The sequence below is a fragment of the Paenibacillus sp. P36 genome (genome assembly GCF_045866505.1).
GTDB classification, from domain to species: domain Bacteria; phylum Bacillota; class Bacilli; order Paenibacillales; family NBRC-103111; genus Paenibacillus_E; species Paenibacillus_E chondroitinus.
In genome coordinates this window covers 8,426,824-8,447,848 of sequence record NZ_AP038372.1, presented here as the reverse complement: position 1 = coordinate 8,447,848, position 21,025 = coordinate 8,426,824, and the positions used below count along the sequence as shown (strand labels likewise).

The 21,025-nt window shown below is 50.1% G+C and carries 16 protein-coding genes; 9 read left to right on the top strand and 7 right to left on the bottom strand.

The window, feature by feature from the left end:
* The first annotated feature begins 13 nt into the window (after window positions 1–13).
* Window positions 14–913, top strand: coding sequence for a GNAT family N-acetyltransferase (locus ACKTT9_RS37105; protein ID WP_407869878.1), 900 nt, complete (start codon window positions 14–16; stop codon window positions 911–913).
* 114 nt (window positions 914–1,027) lie between these two features.
* Here the strand turns inward: ACKTT9_RS37105 and pyrH are convergent, their stop codons facing one another.
* The 3 genes from pyrH to ACKTT9_RS37090 all read right to left on the bottom strand — a co-directional run bounded on the left by pyrH (window position 1,028) and on the right by ACKTT9_RS37090 (window position 6,368).
* A complete protein-coding gene (gene pyrH, locus ACKTT9_RS37100) occupies window positions 1,028–1,768 on the bottom strand; it encodes a UMP kinase (RefSeq protein WP_127456781.1) in 741 nt (246 codons plus the stop codon).
* 237 nt (window positions 1,769–2,005) lie between these two features.
* Entirely contained in the window at window positions 2,006–3,301 is a 1,296-nt protein-coding gene (locus ACKTT9_RS37095) for an MFS transporter (RefSeq protein ID WP_407873185.1), read from the bottom strand.
* A gap of 157 nt (window positions 3,302–3,458) precedes the next feature.
* Complete coding sequence (locus tag ACKTT9_RS37090; RefSeq protein WP_407869877.1) at window positions 3,459–6,368, bottom strand: ATP-binding protein; 2,910 nt, start codon at window positions 6,366–6,368, stop codon at window positions 3,459–3,461.
* Between the two features lie 217 nt (window positions 6,369–6,585).
* On the opposite strand from ACKTT9_RS37090, the gene ACKTT9_RS37085 reads away from it, so the two are divergent.
* Together ACKTT9_RS37085 and ACKTT9_RS37080 are read left to right on the top strand one after the other, a co-directional pair.
* Window positions 6,586–7,773 carry an EAL domain-containing protein gene (locus tag ACKTT9_RS37085; RefSeq protein ID WP_157318286.1) on the top strand — a complete coding sequence of 396 codons (1,188 nt, stop codon included), beginning with the start codon at window positions 6,586–6,588 and terminating at the stop codon, window positions 7,771–7,773.
* 302 nt (window positions 7,774–8,075) lie between these two features.
* The gene (locus tag ACKTT9_RS37080; protein WP_407869224.1) at window positions 8,076–9,191 is read left to right on the top strand and encodes an IS110 family transposase; all 1,116 of its coding nucleotides are present in this window, start codon (window positions 8,076–8,078) and stop codon (window positions 9,189–9,191) included.
* Between the two features lie 611 nt (window positions 9,192–9,802).
* On the opposite strand, the gene ACKTT9_RS37075 is transcribed toward ACKTT9_RS37080, so the two are convergent.
* Window positions 9,803–12,676 carry a DEAD/DEAH box helicase gene (locus ACKTT9_RS37075; RefSeq protein ID WP_407869876.1) on the bottom strand — a complete coding sequence of 958 codons (2,874 nt, stop codon included), beginning with the start codon at window positions 12,674–12,676 and terminating at the stop codon, window positions 9,803–9,805.
* Complete coding sequence (locus ACKTT9_RS37070; protein ID WP_407869875.1) at window positions 12,664–14,256, bottom strand: SWIM zinc finger domain-containing protein; 1,593 nt, start codon at window positions 14,254–14,256, stop codon at window positions 12,664–12,666. Before ACKTT9_RS37070 ends, ACKTT9_RS37075 begins: the two co-directional genes overlap by 13 nt.
* Before the next feature lie 191 nt (window positions 14,257–14,447).
* Here ACKTT9_RS37070 and ACKTT9_RS37065 point away from each other — a divergent pair, with 191 nt between their 5' ends.
* The 3 genes from ACKTT9_RS37065 (at window position 14,448) to ACKTT9_RS37055 (ending at window position 16,959) form a co-directional block, all read left to right on the top strand.
* A complete protein-coding gene (locus ACKTT9_RS37065) occupies window positions 14,448–14,741 on the top strand; it encodes a hypothetical protein (RefSeq protein ID WP_157318283.1) in 294 nt (97 codons plus the stop codon).
* Window positions 14,742–14,776: 35 nt separating this feature from the next.
* Window positions 14,777–16,585 carry a DNA helicase RecQ gene (gene recQ / locus ACKTT9_RS37060; RefSeq protein ID WP_407869874.1) on the top strand — a complete coding sequence of 603 codons (1,809 nt, stop codon included), beginning with the start codon at window positions 14,777–14,779 and terminating at the stop codon, window positions 16,583–16,585.
* A 65-nt stretch (window positions 16,586–16,650) separates the two neighbouring features.
* Window positions 16,651–16,959 (top strand): 4a-hydroxytetrahydrobiopterin dehydratase, encoded by a 309-nt coding sequence (locus ACKTT9_RS37055; protein WP_407869873.1) that lies wholly within the window; start codon window positions 16,651–16,653, stop codon window positions 16,957–16,959.
* Here ACKTT9_RS37055 and ACKTT9_RS37050 read toward each other — a convergent pair.
* Window positions 16,956–17,459, bottom strand: a complete 504-nt coding sequence (locus tag ACKTT9_RS37050; RefSeq protein WP_407869872.1) for a GNAT family N-acetyltransferase — start codon at window positions 17,457–17,459, stop codon at window positions 16,956–16,958. The two genes, ACKTT9_RS37055 and ACKTT9_RS37050, sit on opposite strands and share 4 nt — an antisense overlap.
* A 39-nt stretch (window positions 17,460–17,498) precedes the next feature.
* Here ACKTT9_RS37050 and ACKTT9_RS37045 point away from each other — a divergent pair, with 39 nt between their 5' ends.
* The 3 genes from ACKTT9_RS37045 (at window position 17,499) to ACKTT9_RS37035 (ending at window position 20,078) form a co-directional block, all read left to right on the top strand.
* Entirely contained in the window at window positions 17,499–18,170 is a 672-nt protein-coding gene (locus ACKTT9_RS37045) for a hypothetical protein (RefSeq protein ID WP_407869871.1), read from the top strand.
* Window positions 18,171–18,245: 75 nt separating this feature from the next.
* Window positions 18,246–18,719: an N-acetyltransferase family protein gene (locus ACKTT9_RS37040; RefSeq protein ID WP_407869870.1), complete on the top strand. Its 474-nt coding sequence runs from the start codon at window positions 18,246–18,248 to the stop codon at window positions 18,717–18,719.
* Window positions 18,720–19,241: 522 nt separating this feature from the next.
* Window positions 19,242–20,078, top strand: coding sequence for a sulfurtransferase (locus ACKTT9_RS37035; RefSeq protein ID WP_407869869.1), 837 nt, complete (start codon window positions 19,242–19,244; stop codon window positions 20,076–20,078).
* 95 nt (window positions 20,079–20,173) lie between these two features.
* On the opposite strand, the gene ACKTT9_RS37030 is transcribed toward ACKTT9_RS37035, so the two are convergent.
* Entirely contained in the window at window positions 20,174–20,752 is a 579-nt protein-coding gene (locus ACKTT9_RS37030) for a TetR/AcrR family transcriptional regulator (protein ID WP_407869868.1), read from the bottom strand.
* Between the last annotated feature and the right edge of the window lie 273 nt (window positions 20,753–21,025).

The following is a 21,025-nucleotide window of genomic DNA, read 5'->3' as shown; positions in this document are numbered from 1 at the left end:
GGAGGACAATCTATTGAAACGAGGCATATTTGCAAGGGCAGGATTGTCACCACAGGAGCTGAAGGAAGTTAGGGTTCTATGGGAGACATGTAACCGCCATGACCATATTGAGATTAAACTAAACTGGGGGACATTATCGGATCGTCCGCCGGGTGTGACGAATGACTTTTTATTTTACCGGGATGACCGGATTGTCGGTTTTCTGGCGATATATTCTTTTCTGTCCACGGAAGTGGAAATTAGCGGAATGGTGCACCCGGAAGCACGAAACCAAGGTATCTTTGGGCAATTGGTTCAGACAGCGCTGGAAACGTGCAGAAGCCGAGGGGTGCCGAAGGCCATTTTCATCAATGAACGGGGATCGGCGAGCGGGAAGGCTTTTTTGACGAAGCTTGGCGCAGACTATCGGTTCTCGGAATACGTGATGGAGCTTCAAGAGGGAGCGGAAGGAGTGCCACAAAACGGTGAAGAAGTGCTGACGCTGCGCTCCGCCAATGTAGAGGATACCGAGCTGCTCGTTCAACTGAACATGTCTGGCTTTAATATGCCCGAAGCGGATACGAGAGAATACGTGAACCAAACGATTACCGGCGATAAGGAAAAAACCTGGATCGCAGAGCTCGGGCACGGAGAACAGAAAGTGCCGATTGGGAAAATTGGAGCCATGATCGAAACGGATGCCAGCGGGTTCATCTATGGCTTTTGCGTTCTGCCAGAGCGTCGGGGCCAGGGTTATGGACGTCAGATCTTGAGTTTGACAATCGGTGAGCTGAAGATGAAGCATCAGGCGGGGTTGATCAAACTCGAAGTTTCGGTCGAAAATGAGAAGGCGCTGGGTTTGTACGAATCTTGCGGCTTTAAGACGAAGAATGCGAATGATTACTATGTGTTGATGCTGGACCAAAACGAGTAAAATAAAGAAGGATAGAGCGTCAGTTGCTAGATACTGTGCTCTATCCTTTTTTGCGTCTTCTCGTGCTTAGTGAGCGGAACTACAGGGCGTTATTTCGTCGAAAATACAGCTCTATTAGCCCTGCTGATAAATAAGCTCCGAGGAGCCGCTGATGATCGTGCCTGTATTTTGCCCTGCGCATATTTCTTTCATGGAGCCGGGTTTGTCGAAATTGAACACATGGATGGGAATGTGATAATCCCGCGCCAGAATAAAGGCAGATTGATCCATGACCTTCAGATTGTGGTGGATAACGTCGTTGTAGTGGAGAGATTTGTATTGGAGGGCCTCTTTATGATGTTTAGGGTCTTTGTCGAACACGCCGTCAACGCCTTGTTTCGCAACGAGGATCGCTTCGCAGTTTACTTCGATAGCTCTCTGGACCGAGGGGTAGTCTGTCGTGACGAAAGGCTGTCCATTGCCCCCTGCGAAAATAACGATGTACCCTTTTTCCAAATGATGAATGGCTCTAAGCCGGATAAAAGGCTCCGCCACGGAGGCGATCGGAATGGCCGTCATGACGCGGACTTCCGCGTCGGTCTTCGCTTTCAGCACACCACGAAGCATCAAGCTGTTGATTACGGTAGCGAGAGTTCCGATATTGTCAGCCTCCGCTTTCTCAATGCCCCAGCTCTCGCCCATATTGCCGCGGAAGATATTGCCCCCGCCAATCACAAGACACACTTCGACACCTAACTGAACAACCGTCATAATTTCATTGGCAATATGATCCAGTTGTTTCGGATCGAAACCGAACTCGCTTTCCCCCGCAACAGCCCCGCCGCTTAGCTTAATGAGGACTCGTTTGTACCGCATATGGATCTCTCCTCCCATCAGACAAATGGTTTCTCTTCCCTATCTTTGTACTGTTTCAAAATCAACGCTGCCCGATAGATTAGGACGGCTTCAGAGCGAAAAAAAACACTAAAGCAACGAATGCTTTAGTGTTTAATAGAAATGAGAAATAGGAAACGATGCTGTTTCTGCACGATCACAGGACCCTTCATATCCCTCACTCCTTTCCGCTTATGATTAAAAGCTATTGTACACGAACTATGTGGAAGAATGCAATTTCTGCGGAACCCGCATATGCACGATGAGTCCGATCACGACTAGCAGCAGAAGCGAGCCAAGCGCGACGCGGCTGGCGAAGTTCCCTGTGGAGGCGAGCGCCAAGGTTATGGATCCGTACAGAGCAGGCCCAACAATCGAGGATACCTTGCCGGAGAAAGCGAAAAGGCCGAAAAACTGGCCGCGTTTCTCCACAGGCGTCAACTGCACGATCATGGTTCGGGACGTTACCCACATGGCGCCCATTGATACACCATAGAGACTGCCGGCAGCCCAGAACAAGCTTTGGCTGGTCGCTAAAGCCGCGATGGCGATCGCGACGATAAGTACGAAGGCAACGATCGTGACGGCTCTTTTAGGCCCGACACTGCGGGTGACATAGCCGAAGAGGAAGGAGCCGATAATGCTGGATACGGTGGAGACCAAGTAGAGGAGAATGAACTGCCCCGTTGTGAAGCCCATCACCGTATTCGCATAAATCGCCATGACAGCAATGGCTGTAGCAATGGCGTCATTAAAGAAAAAGTAAGCGATCATGAACAAGAAAGCGGCTTGATATTTTCGCGCCTCCTTGAATGTTGCCCAAATCTCGCGGTAGCCGCTCAGAAGCGTCTTTTTTTCGCTTACCGGCTTGGAAGGTTTCTCTTTGTAGAGAAACATAATCGGCAGGGAGAATAGTAAGAACATAAGCGCACTAGGAATAAATGTGTTTTCATAATGATTGCCGTTAATTAGGGGGAAAACGACAAGTCCGACTAGCGTGCCTACATAACCAACGGCTACGCCTACACCGGAAATGATGGGGATTTCACGCTCGCTGCCCAAATCCGAAATCATGGAGTCGTAGAAGATTAAGCTGGAATTATAAAAGAATTTGGCGATCATGAAAAAGAAAATCACACCTAGAATCGAGGTGTTAAGCCCCATCCACTGTTGATCGGTATGCCAGATGGCCGAAGCGCCCATGAGCAGAGTCGCCACGATGGCAATGAGCGTAAAGGGGACGAGGTAGGCCTTCTTTTTGCCCGTGCGATCGATCCACACCCCGAATAAAGGCGAAAGCAGGACGAGAAATAAGCTGGATAAAGCATTGGAATACGTGATGAAAGTACTGGCTATCTGATTCAACTCTTCGCTTTTTCCTAACGTTTCTTTTAAATAAAAAGGGTAAAAGACCGTCACGATATTGGAGGAGAAGATGGTGTTCGCGAAATCGTACATGGCCCAAGCGAATATCGGTAAGGAGAAGAACAGTGTCCAAGCGCTGCGTGTCTGCATGGGATTGGAAGCGAGTTCAAGTTTTGCCACCGGGGTCACCCTTCCTGCGTAAATGACTTAGTTTCTCTAGTATATTGGCTGCCGGGCAGAGAAATCCCTGTTGCTTTACAATAAAAAAATCTCCCCACCCTCAACAAGGAGGGGGAGAGATGGCAAACTAGCTAGAAGGCTTTTTGATTTCGACCTCAATCATATCCATATTTTCCTTCATTTCAACCACGTCGATGCCGTTGCGCTGCAAAGTAGTAGAGAGAGAATCTTTGTCTTGAGCCGGAAAAACGTACGCATTGCTTTTCTTATTATCGAGCAAATTTTTCGCTACTTGGACTAGACGCTCCATGGAGAAAGGTTTTTTGAGATATTTCTGAATTTCTTTCTCATGAAAATCATGTGGTTGATCCAGTGCGGTAGAGACAATAACCGGAGTCTGGTAGTACAACGGATGCCTGGATAAGTCAGCGATGAAATCCCATCCGTTTTTTACACCTTCGAGATGGATATCCACGATAAACAGAATCGGCTCACCTTTGCAACGGTTCAAAGCGATAATTCCCTCTTCGGCAGAGCGCAATTGGATGGAGGGAAGATCCAGCTTATTCAGCGCAATTTGGATCAGCTTGGCGAGGTCATCATCATCTTCGAAAATAACGATTTTCCCCTCCATGGAAGATAGCTCATACTGATCGAATTCAATCCGGAAGGTAGTTCCCGCACCCATTTTAGATTCGTAGGAGATCTGTCCGCTGTGCCCTTCAACGATCTCTTTCACAATGGCTAGCCCTAAGCCGGTTCCGCCAATTTGACGTCGGTCGGAGTTATCGACACGGAAGAACTTGGAGAACATCTGGTCATGCGCTTCTTCAGGGATGCCGAGCCCGTAATCCTGCACGGAAGCAACAACTTTGCCGTTCGCTGCGGATAAATAAATGTCGATCCGATCCGCGCCTGGAGAATACTTAATTGCGTTGCTGATCAGGTTGTGGAAAACTTGCCGGATCCGATCCGCATCTGCCCGCACCCATAGTTCCGATTCTTGCCGATGGATGACGATGTTGTGGTTTTGCTTATCCTGCCACTGATCAACAATATCCTGAACGGTCGGCAGCAAGTTGATCGGGGAGAAGTGGTATAACTGCCGTCCGGACTCCATGCGCTGCAAATCAAGGAAATCATTGATTAAATTCGAGAGGCGATGAGCTTCCTTATAAATGGTCTCCATGTATTTCTTCTGTTTATCCTGCGGCAGCTCACGATGGAGCAGAATCTCAATAAAGCCAAGCACGCTCGCCAGAGGAGTCCGCAGCTCATGGGAGACGATGGAAATGAACTCATTTTTCATTTCGTCAACGCGCTCTTCTTCCGTTCGATCACGGAAAACGAAGAGATAACCCTGCTGCTCCGTATCTTCACTGACGACAGTCGCATACAGCTCAGCATGCTGAGGCTGATCATCTAATACAAAACCAAATCGCTGTGTCAGATGCGTATGCGTGCCGTTAATCAGCGCTTCGATGGAAGAAGCTGCGCCGAAGAAGCTCGGCGTTTCAGCTGCGATCTCGTGGCAGCCAGCTACCAAATTCTCGCCGATGCGCTCATTTAAGCCAAAATAGCGGCTCATCCGATGGTTCGCGAAAAGGATGGTCCCCTCGGAATCACACATCATCATGCCTTCGTGCGCCGATTCCAAAATATTTTGAATCAAGTCGCGCTGCCCTTCAATTAAGAGCTTCTCGGCAATAAGCTCGTCGTTTAATTCTGCCAAATGAGCGGCTTGCTTCACTCTCTCGTCATTCATCACTTGAGCGAAAAAGGCCAAGCCGAACTGACGGACCAAGCCCTTCGTCAGGCGTTGGTTGTTTTCTTGGAACACGGAGCTTTGGTAGCTCGTTAGGAGCAAGAAGCCGATGACCGTCTGTTTGTCGTCAAGCAGAGGAACGTAATGATCGACGGCATGCATCATCCCGCCATGGACACCTTTCTCGTGCCCGGTTACATCCCGCGTGTGCACCAGGTTCGTGCCTTCTTCAAATACACGCCTTGCCGGTCCAAATAACTCGTCCTGATGAACACGAATATGTTCCTTCGGGTATCCGATAGAATGGATGACTTCGTAGGTGGGATTGCCAGTACTTCCTGTACTGCCAGTATCGCCATTGCCCGGTTCGGGGTCACGTTTCATAACAACGAGAGCCGCATCCTGCAGGAGCGAATTCAGCAGAGCAGGCAGCGTGTGCTTCAAGAAATCCTTGAGCTCCACGTAACCGGTCAGTTTCTCTTGGTAGGAAGAAATCAGCTCAAGATCCCGTTCTCTTTCGGAAAGCTTGGCCAAAGTGACTTGCTGCTCTTCCTGTTGTGCAATGATTTCCTCGTTCTGGGTTTCAAGACTCTCGGCCATATACCGGTAGGTCTCTTCGCTTTTACGAAGCTCCTCTTCGGCATGAATAGCCCGGAAGGAGATGAAGATGGACATCACACCTGCAATGAGTGCAATAATGCCGCTAACCATGGTAATCGTACGAGATGTTTGGCCAGCTTTGAGAGAGGAGTTGTAGGCGTCTTCTGTGATTTGTACAATCGTCTTCTCAATACTGGAATGGATGACACGGTAACGATCCATCATCGTTTTGCCTGAGTTAATCCGGGTTCGAGCTTCATCCGTTTTACCTGCGCGAATGAGTTCCAACTGACTGTCAAAAAAGCGCTGCAGATTGGTGATCGCCGGTATGGCCTGCGTATCCATAATGAGTTGGAGAGTCGGATATTTTTTATCATAAATACGGATGTTGTTCAGATCATCTTCCAACTGTTTTTTGCCTGCGGTATAGGGGTCCAAATATTGCTCATTGCCCGTTAATTCAAAACCGCGAATGCTCGTTTCCTGATTAATCAGGTCGGTCAGCAGGCTGTTCGTGGTCTTGGAGATCGGAATGGCATCATTCACGATCGCATTGCTCTCACTTTCCATGTTACGGGAAGCAATATAGTTCGATACACTGACAAAAGCAAGTAATGCCACGATTAAAATAACGTATAACATGGAGATTCGCGATCTCGTGAATGTTTTCATAGCCACTTGGTCACCTGAATTCTACATAGAATAAAATGAATCGGAATTCGTTTGAAATTCGACAAGGCTCAACAATATCCCTCTAAAAATCAATCATGTTATGTTTTCTTCCATGAATTCATTGCAAGAAGCGACAATGTCGTTTACAATACTATACATTACATAGTTTATGTGACATTTAACTACATGAAGGTTTCACAGGAGGAGGGCGCACACCGTGCAGGTTAAAGACAGCAGGATTCCGCTGAGACATGAAGTACGTCCGTTCTTCCAGCCTATACTCTCGCTTCAGACGCAGGAAATCATCGGCTATGAGACGTTGGGAAGGCGAATTAGAGAGGATATTGTCGAAAGCTTGGGGCCTTTTTTCAAAAATCCTGACATTCCGGAAGATGTGCAGCTTCTCATTGATCGACACTTAAGAGAGCGGGCTATTGAACAGCTTGCCTCTACGCAAGATGAAAGTTTATTATTCATTAACTTAAAACCCTCATGGATCTATCGGACATATAAGCGCACAGGCGTGCTGCCGACGATTGAACTATTGCGGAAATATGACATCAATCCTGCGCGTATCGTGATAGAGGTTACCGAAGAAGAATTTACAGGAAAGCTGCAAGAACTTACCCAAATTGTAGAGTTATATCGGCAATTCGGCTGCATTATCGCGATAGACGATGTAGGCAGCGGGTTCAGCAATTTCGATCGTATCGCCAGTTTGCAGCCGAAAATATTGAAAATCGATCTTAATATACTGAAAAAAAGCGCTATTCATGCGGGTTACAAAGCATTGATGCAATCTTTTTCCATTTTGGCGGCTCAAATGGGCGCCTCCCTGCTGGTCGAGGGTATTGAAACGAAGCAAGAGCTGCACAGTGCACTGCAAGTCGGTGCGAGATATGTGCAGGGTTATCTCTTTTCGAAGGCAGAGCCGTATTTGCAGCATAAGGATGGGTTTAAACCCATGCTGAAAGAAGAGATGGGCCTCTTTAGCCAAGGAGAATTTCAGCGGAACCGCCATCTCTCCGTCATTCATCAAAGCCTGGAGGCAGTCACTCAATCGGCTATTCGCATCCTAACGGCAGAAGACGCGGATCAGCTTATTGAACATACGACGACAACTGTGACTGAAAACTGCATACGGATCTACATCTGCATGGAGGATGGCTATCAAATTTCATCCAACTACATACGCAAAGAGGATGCATGGAACAAAGACGACAGTTATCGCGGGGCGAACTGGACGTGGCGCCCTTATTTCATCTCTAACATCCTTATGATGAACCTGCAAAAGCAGGGGATCTTATCACAAGTATACACAGATCTGGATACCTCGCATCAGATTCAGACCTATTCCTGTGCGCTGGGTGATGGGTATTATTTGTTTTTGGATTTACTGATATAGGTTAAATAGAAAAGACCGTCTGGCACTTTAGCCTAGACGGTCTTTTTGTGTGGATAGGGGTCCCCTCACAGTAGAGGGGGAACTACAGGGCGCTATTTTACCTAAAATAGCCATTTGGGCAAACAGAGGGGAACTACGTTCCTCTATTTGCTCCATTTCGCTTAGAAACGCGCTAATTTCACTGAAATAGTTATGATGAACGCACAACAGCCCCTAATATTTGCTGAATCGTAGGCTAAACTGGTAATGAACAATCAATCCATACCAATCCAGAGCTAATAAGCAAAATAGGAGCTGTTAATATGAAGCATACCACAAAATTCATAGGTTTAGACGTATCTAAAGACAAGATTTCTGTTGCTGTTGCAGACGCTGGACGCGACGAACCTCGCTTCGTTGGGCACTTCCCTCATAAACTGGAGTTCGTAAAGAAAATAATGAGACAACTCGGCAATGCTGAAAACTTAGAAGTTTGTTACGAAGCTGGCCCAACGGGTTATGTACTCTTTCACTGGCTAACTGCGCTCGGTATTACTTGTAAAGTTATCGCCCCTTCCCTCATTCCAGTCCGGACAGGCGATCAAATTAAGACAGATAAACGAGATGCCCTTCGTCTTGCTACACTGTTTCGCGCGGGAGAACTAACAGCTGTGCACGTACCAACTCCTGAACAAGAAGCTCTTCGCGATCTTGTTCGCTCAAGAGAGGATGCGAAAGAGGATCTCCATCGAGATCGCCAGCGGGTATTAAAGTTACTTCTGCGGCGTCAAATTTCTCATCCACCTGCCATCAAAAATCGTTGGACACGAAATTACAGAGAGTGGTTGACCAGCTTGAAATGGGAAAGAGAATCTGATCAGCTCATGTTTCAAGAATATTTGCAGGCGATTCATGAATCCGAAAGTCGCCTTCAACGTCTGGAAGCGAGCATTATTCAATATGCTCAAAAAGGGGCTTTGGGTCCAGTCGTTAAAGCACTTCAGGTATTAAAAGGGGTAGCCATCATCTCGGCGCTTACGCTTGTTGCTGAAATAGGTTGTTTTACACGTTTCCGAAATCCTGCCATGCTCATGGCTTACCTTGGCTTGGTCCCACGAGAGCATTCTACAGGACTTAGTACGCGAAGAGGAAGTATTACCAAGGCGGGTAATCGTGGAGTTCGTCGCACTTTGGTTGAATCAAGTTGGAGTTATCGTCATAAGCCATCGATAGGCAGGGAACTTAGAAAACGAATGGAAGGTCAGGAAGGCGAACTTCTGGCTGTCTCATGGAGAGCGCAAATACGGCTGAACAGCAAATACTGTAAACTTGTGTACCGTGGAAAAGAATCTAATGTAGCTGTAACAGCAGTTGCGCGAGAACTAGTCGGATTCATCTGGGAAATCGCGTGTAAAGTCGAACGATCTGTAACGGCCTAAAACCGACAACAGGGTTTAGAGTGCCCAGCCGACAGGCTGGGACAAGACATAGTCTTCAAATCATCCGAGCTGTCAAGGCTAAACGTTGCGCTTCGCGGCCTTGACAGTCGATACTTTAGCAGGAATAAGATACCTAAGTATGGTGAAACAAAAGCAATAATTGGGCCCAGGAGCAAAGTAGGGGTTGAAGAGAGTCCGTGTGAGGCCTTATGCACAACTATAGGTTTGCTAATAGCTGCGTGCGACAATAGTTTACAGGAAGCTCTTCTTAACGAAAGTCATTAACTGCGGTAACCAGCCCGCGAATATCAGGATGCTAGCCGTTGCTTGCATTTTGCTCCTGTGCCGAGTTATTTGCTTACAAAAAACACTCAATTACTCTCGTACTAAATTGGGGGCTTGACAGAGTGCGTTCATATCAAGGCCCCGTAGTTCCCCTGAAACTGTGAGAATTCCATTTTAGTTTGAATAGGGGTCTACGGTTCCCTTATATTGCCTCAAACCTGAAACAATGTGCTCTCATTTAAACACAATCGTCTGCGTGGGCTGGTGTACGTTTCAAGCAAGGTCGACTAGCGCAACATGAGTTCCACCGTGGCGAGCACAACCAACTACGCCTCGACCCACTCACGTCGCAACGAGAACAAGTCGCGCAGCTCGTCTGTCGACAGCTCGGTGATCCAGTTCTCGCCCGTGCCGACGATCTGCTGGCTCAGACCGAGCTTGCGCTCGATCATCTCGTCGATGCGTTCTTCGAGCGTGCCGAGCGTGACGAACTTGTGCACCTGCACATGGCGCGTCTGCCCGATGCGGAAGGCGCGGTCCGTCGCTTGGTTCTCGACGGCGGGATTCCACCAGCGATCATAGTGGAACACATGATTCGCCGCCGTCAGATTGAGCCCGATGCCGCCGGCCTTCAGCGAAAGAATAAACACATTTCGCTGCTCCTCTGTCGGCCGCTCAGCATTGTCCTGGAAGTTCGCGATCATCTCATCGCGACCCGCTTTGGTTGTTCCTCCATGCAGGAACAACACGGTCTCGCCCAGCTCCTGCTGCAGCACATGCTGAAGCAGGTTGCCGGTCTCGACAAACTGCGTGAAAATCAAGCATTTGTCGCCTTCTTGGCGCAGCTCCTGCACCATCTCGAGCAGGCGCTCCAGCTTGTTCGAACGACCGCTCCACGGCGCGGTCAGGCCTTCCTTGAGCAGCAAAGCAGGGTGGTTGCACACCTGCTTGAGCTTCGTCAGAGCGGCGAGAATGAGTCCGCGCCGCTCCATGGCGGAGAGCGTATCCAACCGGTCGAACATGTCCTGGATGTAGTTTTCGTATAATGAGCCTTGCTCGGCGGTCAGTGAGATGAACGTTTTGGACTCGTTTTTTTCCGGCAGGTCCAGCTGAATCGCCGGATCTTTCTTTTCGCGGCGCAGCAGGAAGGGACGGATCAATTTTTGCACCTTATTGATGATCTCAACATCGCGCGTTTTCTCGATCGCATTCACATAGCGATGCGTAAACTCGCGCACCGTTCCCAGATAGCCGGGATTCGCGAAGTCGAAGATCGACCATAATTCCGTGAGCCGATTCTCGATCGGAGTACCCGTCAAAGCAATGCGATGAAAAGCGTTCAAACGGCGAATCGCCGAGGCTTGCTTGGTATAAGCATTTTTTATATTTTGCGCTTCGTCCAGACAGATGGAGTTCCAAGTGATTTCACCCAGCTCCGCCTCATCCAGATGGGACAGCGTATAAGAAGTTAGTACTAAATCAACTTTGCCGACAGCTTCCGTGAACGCGGCTCCTTTGAACCGTTGAGGTCCGTAATGCAGATGTACCTTGAGCGAAGGGGCAAAACGCTTCAGCTCCATCTGCCAGTTGCCAAGAACAGAAGTAGGACAGATCAGCAGAGAAGGGGTCGCAGGCTGTTCCGTCTCTTTGACGGTGAGCAGGTAGGTGATCCACTGGATCGTTTTACCGAGCCCCATATCATCGGCCAAACAGCCGCCAAGGCCGAAACGGCGCAAGAACAGCAGCCAAGAGATGCCGTCCACCTGATAGTGGCGCAGCGAGCCTTGGAAGCTTGGCGGCGGTTCCACGGTAGGAATCGCCGCCGTTTGAGTCAGCTGATCGACCATGTGGCGCAGCTGCTCGTTCAGCTCGACTTCCATCTCGATGTAGCGCATCGCATCGGGATCATCTTCCGCAGGCAGCAACCCGGCGGCATCGCCTGCGAAGTGCAGCTCGAGCACGTCGCGGAAGGAGAGGCCCTGCTTCTTCTGCACCTGCTTCATGATCTGCTCGACCTGAGCCATGAACTTTGGATCAAGCTGAATCCAATTGCCGCGAATCTGGATCAGCTTGCGCTTTTCTTCCAGCAGCAGCCGGAATTCTTCCTCCGTCAGCTCCAGATCACCCACAGCCAGCTTCCAGTCGAACTGCATCAGCTGGGTGAGCCCAAACATCGTCTCCCGTCCCGAACCGACGGAAGACTTGATCTTCGCGCGCAGCTTCGGCTTCATCTTGCGGATGCGATCCCACCAGGCCGGGAGGAATACACTGGTCCCGGCCTCCACGAGCCGCACGCTTCCCTCTGCGAGGAAGCGCCAAGCCTCTTCCTCCGTCAACGTCTGACGGAGGGTGCTTTCGCCCGCATCCAGCCAAGGCAGGATGCGCAGCCATTTGGCCGCGTCACGTTCGACGCGGCTCAGCTCCGGCTGCCACGCCTCTGGCAGCGGCAGTTCGCCCGCCACCGGCTCGCCGGTGGGCGTCACCGTGCGCAGCACGTCCGGCGCCAGCCGGTCCTGCAGCAGCACGCGCAGTTGCCAGCCTGCGCCGTGCGCCAGGTCCGGCTCTGCGAGCTGCAGGCACGTGCGCATCGGCGACCGGTCTTGGCGCCAGCCGATGGCGACGAGCCAGTCTTCCTCGTCGAGCCAGAGGTCGGCGGCGATTTCGCCTCGCCGCATGAGCGGGTACGCCGCCTCCAGCTTGCGCAGATTGTCTTTCATGATGCCGTCTGCGTCCACCCATTCGGGGATGAGCGCATGAATCCAGCGGGAAACGGCTGGCGATTCCAGAGACTGCAGCTCCTCTGGGAGCTGCAGCTTCCAACCCATCTCGCCGGCCTTCCATTTCTCGTAATCCGGCATGAAGCTTCCGGTGGCTAATGCCTCGCGAACCGCAGGGGCCAACCGGATGAAATCCGCGGAGTCCTGATGCCAGCTAAGCTGCAAATGCTGCACAGGCTGCGGATCGCTGAAATAATCGAGCGCCTCAAGTGGCTGCAGCTCAATGCCTTCGCGATTTTGCCATTCACTGGGTTCCATGAAAGTGCCATAGAAGGAAGCGCGGTGCCAGGCAAAAAGCATATTTTTCAAATCAAGGGCGTCCCAAATGCCGCCGTTCTCGCGGGATCCCCATAGAAACAAGGAGCCGCTGGGGAGGGAGCTTACATGAACCGTCAGCGCGCTGGTTTCGATCATCGAATCCATTTTCCTTTCTTGAGCTCTTCTTGGAAGGCACGCAAGCGTGAGAATTTATCCGCTAAACGATACACATAGTGCTCCCAGCGATCGTTCTGGCCTAATTGTTTGTAAATGCTGTGCAGCTTCTTCAGCAGCCGGACAGCCGTTTTGTAGGAAGCTCTGTTTTTCTCCAAAACCGCACGTTCCGCCGCTTGATGATACAGAGGGAGGAGCAAAGCGGCATCGTGCTCTTCAATCGCTTTTAGCTCCAGCGTATATAGATTCAATGGCGAAATACGGTTTGCTAGCTGCAAATCAACCCATTGCCGATACCTTTTGGTCTGCAGCAAATAGGCGGTGTAATAGTAATAGGAGCGAGGCAGCAGGGACTCCATGACCTGTACCCATTCGCTGTCGGATTCCAAATGCTTGGTCGTGTCAAGCCAGTATTGGCAAAAGGTCCGGAAATCATCATGATTGGCCTGCGCAATCGACTTGAACAGCCAGCGGAGCCAGACCAGCATGTCATTCCACTGCTGATCGTTGTAATAATAATTCAGGTACAGGAAGTAATCCTTAGCATGAGGATGAGCCAAAAGTTCCAGCAGCTTGAAGGCACTGTCTGTATCTCCCTGAATAATGTGAAAATGGGCTCTAGCCGCAATCAGCGCATCTTTCTTCTTGGCAGGCTGATCCTTCTTGGACAGCAGGGCGTCGAGGCGCTGAATCTCCTCTTTCTGCGCGGTTGTTTGCGCGGACAGCCTCCACCAGATGAAGCGATACACGAAAAGCCAGTCAATCGGGCTGTCTTTTCCTTGCAGCGCGAATTCACCGAGCATTTTGAGCGTAGCCAGCATATGTTTGGGCTCAGCCGCGAAGGAGGCGTTCAGATCCATCCCTTGTGTAAGCTGGGCGAGCTTATCCTCACAGTTTTTTGCGGCGATTTTGCACCCGTTTTCGTGATAATAAGACAAGTAAGAGCTTTTGGTCTCTTGATAAAACTGTTCGATCTTACGCATCATGAACAGCACGATATGAAGCATATAGATCTCGCGCATCGAGCTTTTCCAATCGGCGGCAAAGCCAGGCAAAGACTCTAACGCAGAGTCATAAAACGTTTCAATGGAGTGCTGATGCGAAATCGAGAATCCATGAAATCTCCCCTCAAAAAAACGATGCCAATCAGCAGGCAAAGCCGCTTCTTCGGGTTTCGTAGCCTTGGCGGCTTCTTTGCGTTCCTGTGCCGGGGAGGCGCCTCGCAATGGTTTTTTGCGGGCGAATATTTGTTGCTTTAACTGTTGCAGCAGCAGTTCGGGCCGTCCATAGGGAGCGTATAAGCTGAAGAACGTAGCACCGATATGCTGGCAAAAACCATCGAAGGAGCAGCTGCATGAGCTGTCCTGAAAATTCTCTAAGTTCACCGTCGTGTTGTGCAGTCTCTTGCCTGCAACCGTCGATTGAATGCTTGTGCCCTTCAGATCGACATCCGCCACGCGGCCTTTATGATAGTACTCCCAGCCCTGCTCCAGTACGGCAGCATCGAAGTGCAGCGGGATTTGCTTGATTAGGTAGTTCATTCGATTTTTGGGAATCTGCAGTTTCAGCATGTGTGCTTTCCTACCCTCCGAGCGGTACATTCCTTCTTCCATAGTAACAGATTTTTTCCGAAATTGCCCATTTCCACAGTTTATGCCAAAGGGTAATTTTTTATCCGGGGGAAAAACGGTTAACCCTGCATTCAAACCTATAATATGATAAAGTGAAGCTAGAAGGTTAGCTACCGAAGGGAGACTTTACAATGGGTATTAAATTCGGAAGAGAATATAAGGATATTGTCACTGATTTTGTACGCGGCATTGAGATGGTGAATGGTTTCTATGAGCTGCTGGAGATGAGTGCGGACGATTGGGAGGAGCTTGAGCCCGAAGAACAGGAAGAGTGCCTGCGTACGCTGGCTGACGATATTTTCTATGGATTGGGTAACAGCCCAGTGATGCATGTTGGTGCAGGCTCGGTTCGCCATGATCCGAGTAATCACGTGTTGAAGGTTCACGACGGGGAAAAGCTCGTTTCCGTCATCTATTTGGTCTGATTTTTGAGTGAACTAAAGAAAGGTGTATAAAAGTTATGCTGGATGGGGCAAGGAAGGTTTTACAACAAGTTTACGGGTACCCGGAATTCCGCGAGGGGCAGAAAAATATCATTTCCAACCTGCTTGAGGGGAAGGATACGCTTGGCATTATGCCAACGGGCGGCGGTAAATCGATCTGCTATCAGGTTCCTGCGATGCTGATGGAGGGCGTGACCCTCGTCATCTCTCCGCTGATTTCCTTGATGAAGGACCAAGTGGATGCCCTAGGCGTGCTCGGAGTTCCGGCGACGTTCATTAATAGTACACTGGAAGCCAGAGAAGTGGAACAGCGGATGCAAGGCGCGATGCAGGGCAAATACAAGCTGCTGTATATCGCGCCCGAGCGGCTGGAGTCAGAGCGGTTTCGCGCGCGGATGTCGGCGCTGAATCTTCCCTTTGTGGCTATTGACGAGGCGCACTGCGTGTCCCAGTGGGGGCATGACTTCCGTCCCAGCTATGTATCGATTGCTCCGTTTATTCGCGAGCTCCCGAATCGCCCGATTGTCGCGGCTTTTACTGCTACAGCGACAGCCGAAGTGACGGCAGATATTGCAAGGCTGCTCGACCTGTCGGATGCGGGCATCTTTGTGAACGGTTTCTCGCGGGATAATCTGGAGCTGACGATTCTTCGTGGAGAGAACAAGCGGGATTACATTCACAATTATGTGAAAGAGCATACGCACCAGCCGGGCATTATCTATGCCGCTACCCGCAAGGATGTGGAGGAGCTGTACGAGTCATTGCGGAAAAAAGGCTACGCCGCAGGCAAGTACCACGCTGGATTAACGGATGATGAGCGCTCCTACATGCAAGAAGCGTTTCTCTATGACGATGTTCGGGTGATGATCGCCACGAATGCCTTCGGGATGGGCATCGATAAGTCGAACGTGCGTTATGTCATCCACTACAATATGCCGAAAAATATGGAGGCTTATTACCAGGAAGCTGGTCGCGCAGGACGTGACGGGGAGCCGAGCGAGTGCATCCTGCTGTTCAGCGCACAGGATATTATGACGCAGAAGTTCCTCATTGAGCAGAACCAGCTTTCGCCTGAACGCAAAGCCAACGAATACAAAAAGCTGCAGACGATGATCGATTACTGCTATTCGCCGAGATGTCTGCGGAATGTTATTTTGCATTATTTCGATGAGCGGAATGTGAAAGACACCTGCGGCAACTGCAGCTCGTGCAAAGACGATCGCGATACCGTGGATATTACGGTTGAAGCGCAGAAAATTTTTTCCTGCATCCGCCGCATGAATGAACGTTTCGGGATTTCGATGGTTGCTTCTGTCCTGAAGGGCTCGAAAGCGAAGAAAATTGTCGAATATCGGTTCGATAGACTGCCGACGCATGGCATTATGCGGGATTTGCCGGAAAAAGAAATTTCCGATCTGATCAATGTATTGATCTCGGAAGGGTTCTTGCAGCTGTCCGAAGGCCAGTACCCTGTGGTCCGATTAATGCAGCCTGCAGCGGAAGTGCTTCAAGGGAAGCTGCCTGTGTACCAAAAGGTGCGCAAACAGCCGGTCAAAGCTGCTGCTGTCGACAATACCTTGTTCGAGCAGCTGCGTTTGCTTCGCCGGGAAATTGCCGCACGCGAGAAAGTGCCGCCGTATATCATATTCTCCGACAGCACGCTGCGTGAGATGAGTGAAAGCTGCCCGACCTCGGAATCTGCGATGCTGCGCATCAAGGGTGTCGGCGAGGTCAAATACCGCAACTACGGGAAGCCGTTCCTTGATTTGCTGCGCACGTATGCGGGAGAGAGCGAAGCCGAGGCGGTCGCTTATGATTTTGAGTAAGGGGTAAGTAAGGGATTAGTAGGGGAATCCGGGAGAACGAGTAAGGCTGGAAGGGGCGGAAGTGCGTGAAACTTGAGAATAGCGAAATTGATCAAAGGCTTGGGGCGCTCGCAGGCTGGACGACGGACGATCATAAATGGATTTTGCGAAAATATCGTTTCGCGGAGTTCATGCTGGGCATTTCTTTTGTAAATCATGTTGCCCGTATCGCTGAAGTGGATAACCATCATCCCATGATCGCCATTGATTATAAAATGGTGACCTTGCGGCTTACCTCATGGCATGCAGGCGGTTTAACAGAGTTGGATTTTCAATCTGCTGCCAGGTTTGATCAAGTATTTGAAGAGGTTGTTGCAGGTTCCAGGGATGCTTAATTGTGTAAGCTCCCGTCGTACACCATGCAGTGAAAATTCGATACGCCTGTGGGCGTCTGCTTTTCATAGGTATCAGTGATGGTGAAACCAGCACGCTCATATGTGCGGATGGCGCGCTCATTCCAGACAAGCACTTCAAGGTCGACCTCCTGCCCGGGAGCGTGCTTTAGCGCTTCACGGGTCAGGAGCTGCACGAATTGGACGCCAATTCCGCTGCCTTTCCCGCAGAGATCCGGTCGGAGTCCCAGACCTAAACGCGTGACGCCGACAATCGGGAAGAACTGAACGAAGCCGGCTAGCACGCCACTATCATCGACGATGGCTCGGTACTGTTCCGCCCGAATGTGCGGGTCAGCGAATTCCGTTTGCTCCCGCAGCATGGTTTCCCAAGAGGGCCAATTGTACAACTCGTAGGGAGACGGATATTTCCACGTGCATAACTCCTCGCATTGCGCGTTAGTTAACGGTACAACTCGCCAGGGTAAGCTTGCTTTTACCACTTTTATTATCACCTTTTCTTTTATCGGTTGGAGGATCGCATGGGTTGGCTTTTACATATTCCATTTACTACATGTATTCTGTTTTCTATGCTCATGCTGGGATTACATACATTTCGAATTTCTGTGAATAAGAAATGGCCACTTGTGCTCATCTTCACCTTGATTATCTCCTGTTTGGTCGAACTATTTACGTTCCTTGTGGATACGAAGTCCTGGAGTCCCATGCTTGCTATCGTGCTGGAAGCCATCTGTGTTCACTATGTATTACGATTGCGCAAGCTGCATGCACTCATGATCGTATTGCTTGGAGCTGTGGGCTATACGATTTATTTATTCATTGTTCTAATCGGGGTGGCGCTTGTAACGGATGTTCCCGTTTACGATTATTTTGACAGCCTGGATTCCTGGTATCGTCCTCTGAAAATCTATGCCGCACTGCTTGCGTGCCTGACGGCATTGCTCTTGAATAAGAACCGATTAGGCTTCACGATGCGGCTGGAACGTAATGATTTCAAACATGCTAATCAAGCGTGGCGCCCCCGGAATCATGTGTTTTTTCCCGCTCTTTTAACTGCTTTTATTCTTTGTTCTTCAGCTTATTATGGCGTATCCATGCATGTGGCGTCCATTTTCTATTGGGCTGCGGGATTTTGCCTCGTGTTAGCGTGGATGATTTACCTGCTGTATCGCAAGGAGATGGAAGAGCAGTGAAAGACGGATTTTGGAGATTTTGGATTCTGGATACAATAACGATAACGATTTTATTTGGATGAGGAGGTCATTTCCATGGCCCAAGTTACAGTTCGTGAAGCTGTTAGACAAGATATTTCCCAGTTAAAAACGTTAATGATCGCTTATATCGTGGACTTTTACCAATATCGCCAGCCAGAGGATGAGAAGTTGAACGGATTGATCCACCATCTGCTGGAGCAAAAGGACGGCATCCAATTTGTAGCGGAATCGGAAGATGGGAAATTGGTCGGTTTTGCGACCTTATATTTTACCTTCAGTACATTGCGTGCCTCCAAAGTAGCGGTTATGAACGATCTCTACGTTATCGAAGCGGAACGCGGTCAGGGCGCGGCTGCGAAGCTTTTCGCCGCCTGCAAAGGGTATGCGGCCAGACATGGCTACTCGAATCTATCATGGACCACGGCTACGGATAACCTGCGGGCGCAGGCTTTTTATGATAAAATGGGCGGAGATCGCAGCGATTGGCTCACTTATTCCGTGAATCCTACGATTGGTATCGGGGATTAATTGTAGCTTGCTGCGACTGACTGTTGCCTGGTGGGCAGCAAGGTAGGGGGGGCGCGGAGGGAACTACAGTCCGCTATTCGTGAGATAGTTGCCCCTCTGATGGATGAAGGGGAACTATGAGCCGCTATTTCGCCGGAATTGGCGGAAATGTGGTGCTGCTGGGGCAAATAGAGCCCTGTAGTTCCGCTGAGGAAGTGGAACTCGCGAGAATTGCAGAAATAGAGGACCGCAGTTCCTCTATTTCTGTGGGGGCAGCAAAAGGTCACCGCTCCTGCGCCTCGAGATTGCATAAACTATCGCCGATCTCAGGCAATCGTTGCTCTCGGTCGTCTCGGCCTCTTGGACTGTCTCCTCCCAGGCAAACGTTACCCCTCGGTCGTCTCAACTGGTCGGACTGTCAGGCTAACGCCTCGACGGTCTTTTTTGTACGTCCGAAACATAACTTCCGTGCGCAACATTTTTACGATAAAATAAGTGGAGGTAACTGGAATTAATTGCAGGTAGGGAAAGGTGGCATAATCTGTGGAAAATATCGTAGGTCAATCATGGCTGCTTGGACAACTGGGCGATGCCAATATCGTCATTGCGGATTGCCGTTTTGCGTTAGGACAACCTGAATCTGGCAGAAAACTTTATGAGCAAGATCATATAACGGGAGCTGTATACGTAGATTTGGAAAAGGACCTGTCCGGTGCCATTATGGCGCACGGAGGCAGGCACCCGCTTCCTGATCTCGGTGCATTCTCCATCCTCGTGGGCAGCCTCGGAATCGACAGTACCAAAACCGTCGTCGCCTACGACGATCAAGGCGGAGCCATGGCTTCGCGCCTATGGTGGATGCTGAAATTCCTCGGGCACTCCGAGGTGTACGTGCTCGACCAAGGATATTCCGCATGGAAAGGAGCGGGCTACCCGGTCACAGATGAAGTGACCGCCGCGTACCCGCGTACCTTCTCGCCGAAAGTGCAGCGCACCATGCTGGCTTCCATGGATGAGGTCAAGGATAAGCTCGGCCGCCCAGGTGTTGTGCTCGTGGACTCGCGTGAGGAGCGCCGCTACCTCGGCTTGGAAGAGCCGATTGACCCAGTGGCCGGTCACATTCCCGGCGCACGGAACTACTTCTGGAAAGGTGTGCTCGGCGCTGACGGCGCTTGGTTGCCTGCGACGAAGCAGGAGCAGCATTTTGCCGGCTTGCGCGATGCCGATGAAATCATCGTCTATTGCGGCTCCGGTGTGACGGCTTGCCCGAACGTCCTGGGCCTGAGCGAAGCGGGCTTTGACAACGTGAAGCTCTACAGCGGAAGCTGGAGTGACTGGATCAGTTGGGAAGATAACCCGATTGCGACGGGTGAGGAATAGGAGTTAGCTTAGCAGACTCAGCGAACAAACAAAAAAGCCTGATTCCCTTTAATGGGAGTCGGGCTTTTTTCACCTTGCCGTGTCATCTTGATGCCTCATACTGCCGCAACGCGATGGCTGTTGATTAGCGTCTTAGCTGCAACGGAAAACAACTCAGGCTTGAAATCATCCTTGTTGATATAAGCTACCATGGCGGCGCCGCTCCATAACATCCGAATCTGCTCGGAGAGGTCACGGGGATTGGGAAGGCCAGCTTCCTCGGCCAATAATGTGACCTCGTCCCAGATGTCGCTTCTGCTCTCAAGTGCTTTGGCATGGTTAGGGTGCGCTGGTTCAGGAAACTCCACGATTGTATTCATGAAGGAACACCCCCGATACGTAGGGCGCTTCATGCGTTCAGCTAAATAGTCCATCAAAAAAAGGAGCTGCTCGAGCTTGGACTCCGGATGCTCCTTCCGTGCATGCTCGATATTCCCTAGAAACTGGAGGCGACGCAGCTCTAAGTACGCAGCTACTAACTCATCTTTGGTGGCGAAGCTTCGATAAAAGCTGGCTTTGGCCACACCGGATTCATGAATGATCCGATCGATGCCGACCGCACGCACACCCTCACGATAAAACAACTCATCGGCAACCCGCAAAATGCGCTCCTTGGCTGTTTCTTTCTTTTCCATCTGAAATTCACCTACCCAAAGATATTTTTCTATATGTTAAAAAAGAATGTCTATTGATAAAAAAGAGACAGGTCTGTCTATATTATTTTAGATAAGAACACGGTTACTGTCAATTTATTATCCCCTTAGCAATTCGGACACTATTCGTCCGTCTCGAACGGCGAAGCCGCTGTCCCTCTAACTGAGCCATTCTAAAATATGGGACAAAACTGCCCTATACCGCTGCTATTCTGATGCATATGTTGTTTCATACACATCAGCAAGGGAGGAGTA

What these genes read in the sequence shown, in the direction of transcription:
- ACKTT9_RS37045 (WP_407869871.1), top strand. Translation starts at nt 17,499, where the DNA reads ATGGGTTGGCTTTTACATATTCCATTTACTACATGTATTCTGTTTTCT.
- ACKTT9_RS37070 (WP_407869875.1), bottom strand. Translation starts at nt 14,256, where the DNA reads ATGCTGAAACTGCAGATTCCCAAAAATCGAATGAACTACCTAATCAAG.
- ACKTT9_RS37040 (WP_407869870.1), top strand. Translation starts at nt 18,246, where the DNA reads ATGGCCCAAGTTACAGTTCGTGAAGCTGTTAGACAAGATATTTCCCAG.
- ACKTT9_RS37090 (WP_407869877.1), bottom strand. Translation starts at nt 6,368, where the DNA reads ATGAAAACATTCACGAGATCGCGAATCTCCATGTTATACGTTATTTTA.
- recQ (WP_407869874.1), top strand. Translation starts at nt 14,777, where the DNA reads ATGCTGGATGGGGCAAGGAAGGTTTTACAACAAGTTTACGGGTACCCG.
- ACKTT9_RS37065 (WP_157318283.1), top strand. Translation starts at nt 14,448, where the DNA reads ATGGGTATTAAATTCGGAAGAGAATATAAGGATATTGTCACTGATTTT.
- ACKTT9_RS37095 (WP_407873185.1), bottom strand. Translation starts at nt 3,301, where the DNA reads ATGCAGACACGCAGCGCTTGGACACTGTTCTTCTCCTTACCGATATTC.
- pyrH (WP_127456781.1), bottom strand. Translation starts at nt 1,768, where the DNA reads ATGCGGTACAAACGAGTCCTCATTAAGCTAAGCGGCGGGGCTGTTGCG.
- ACKTT9_RS37075 (WP_407869876.1), bottom strand. Translation starts at nt 12,676, where the DNA reads ATGGATTCGATGATCGAAACCAGCGCGCTGACGGTTCATGTAAGCTCC.
- ACKTT9_RS37030 (WP_407869868.1), bottom strand. Translation starts at nt 20,752, where the DNA reads ATGGAAAAGAAAGAAACAGCCAAGGAGCGCATTTTGCGGGTTGCCGAT.
- ACKTT9_RS37080 (WP_407869224.1), top strand. Translation starts at nt 8,076, where the DNA reads ATGAAGCATACCACAAAATTCATAGGTTTAGACGTATCTAAAGACAAG.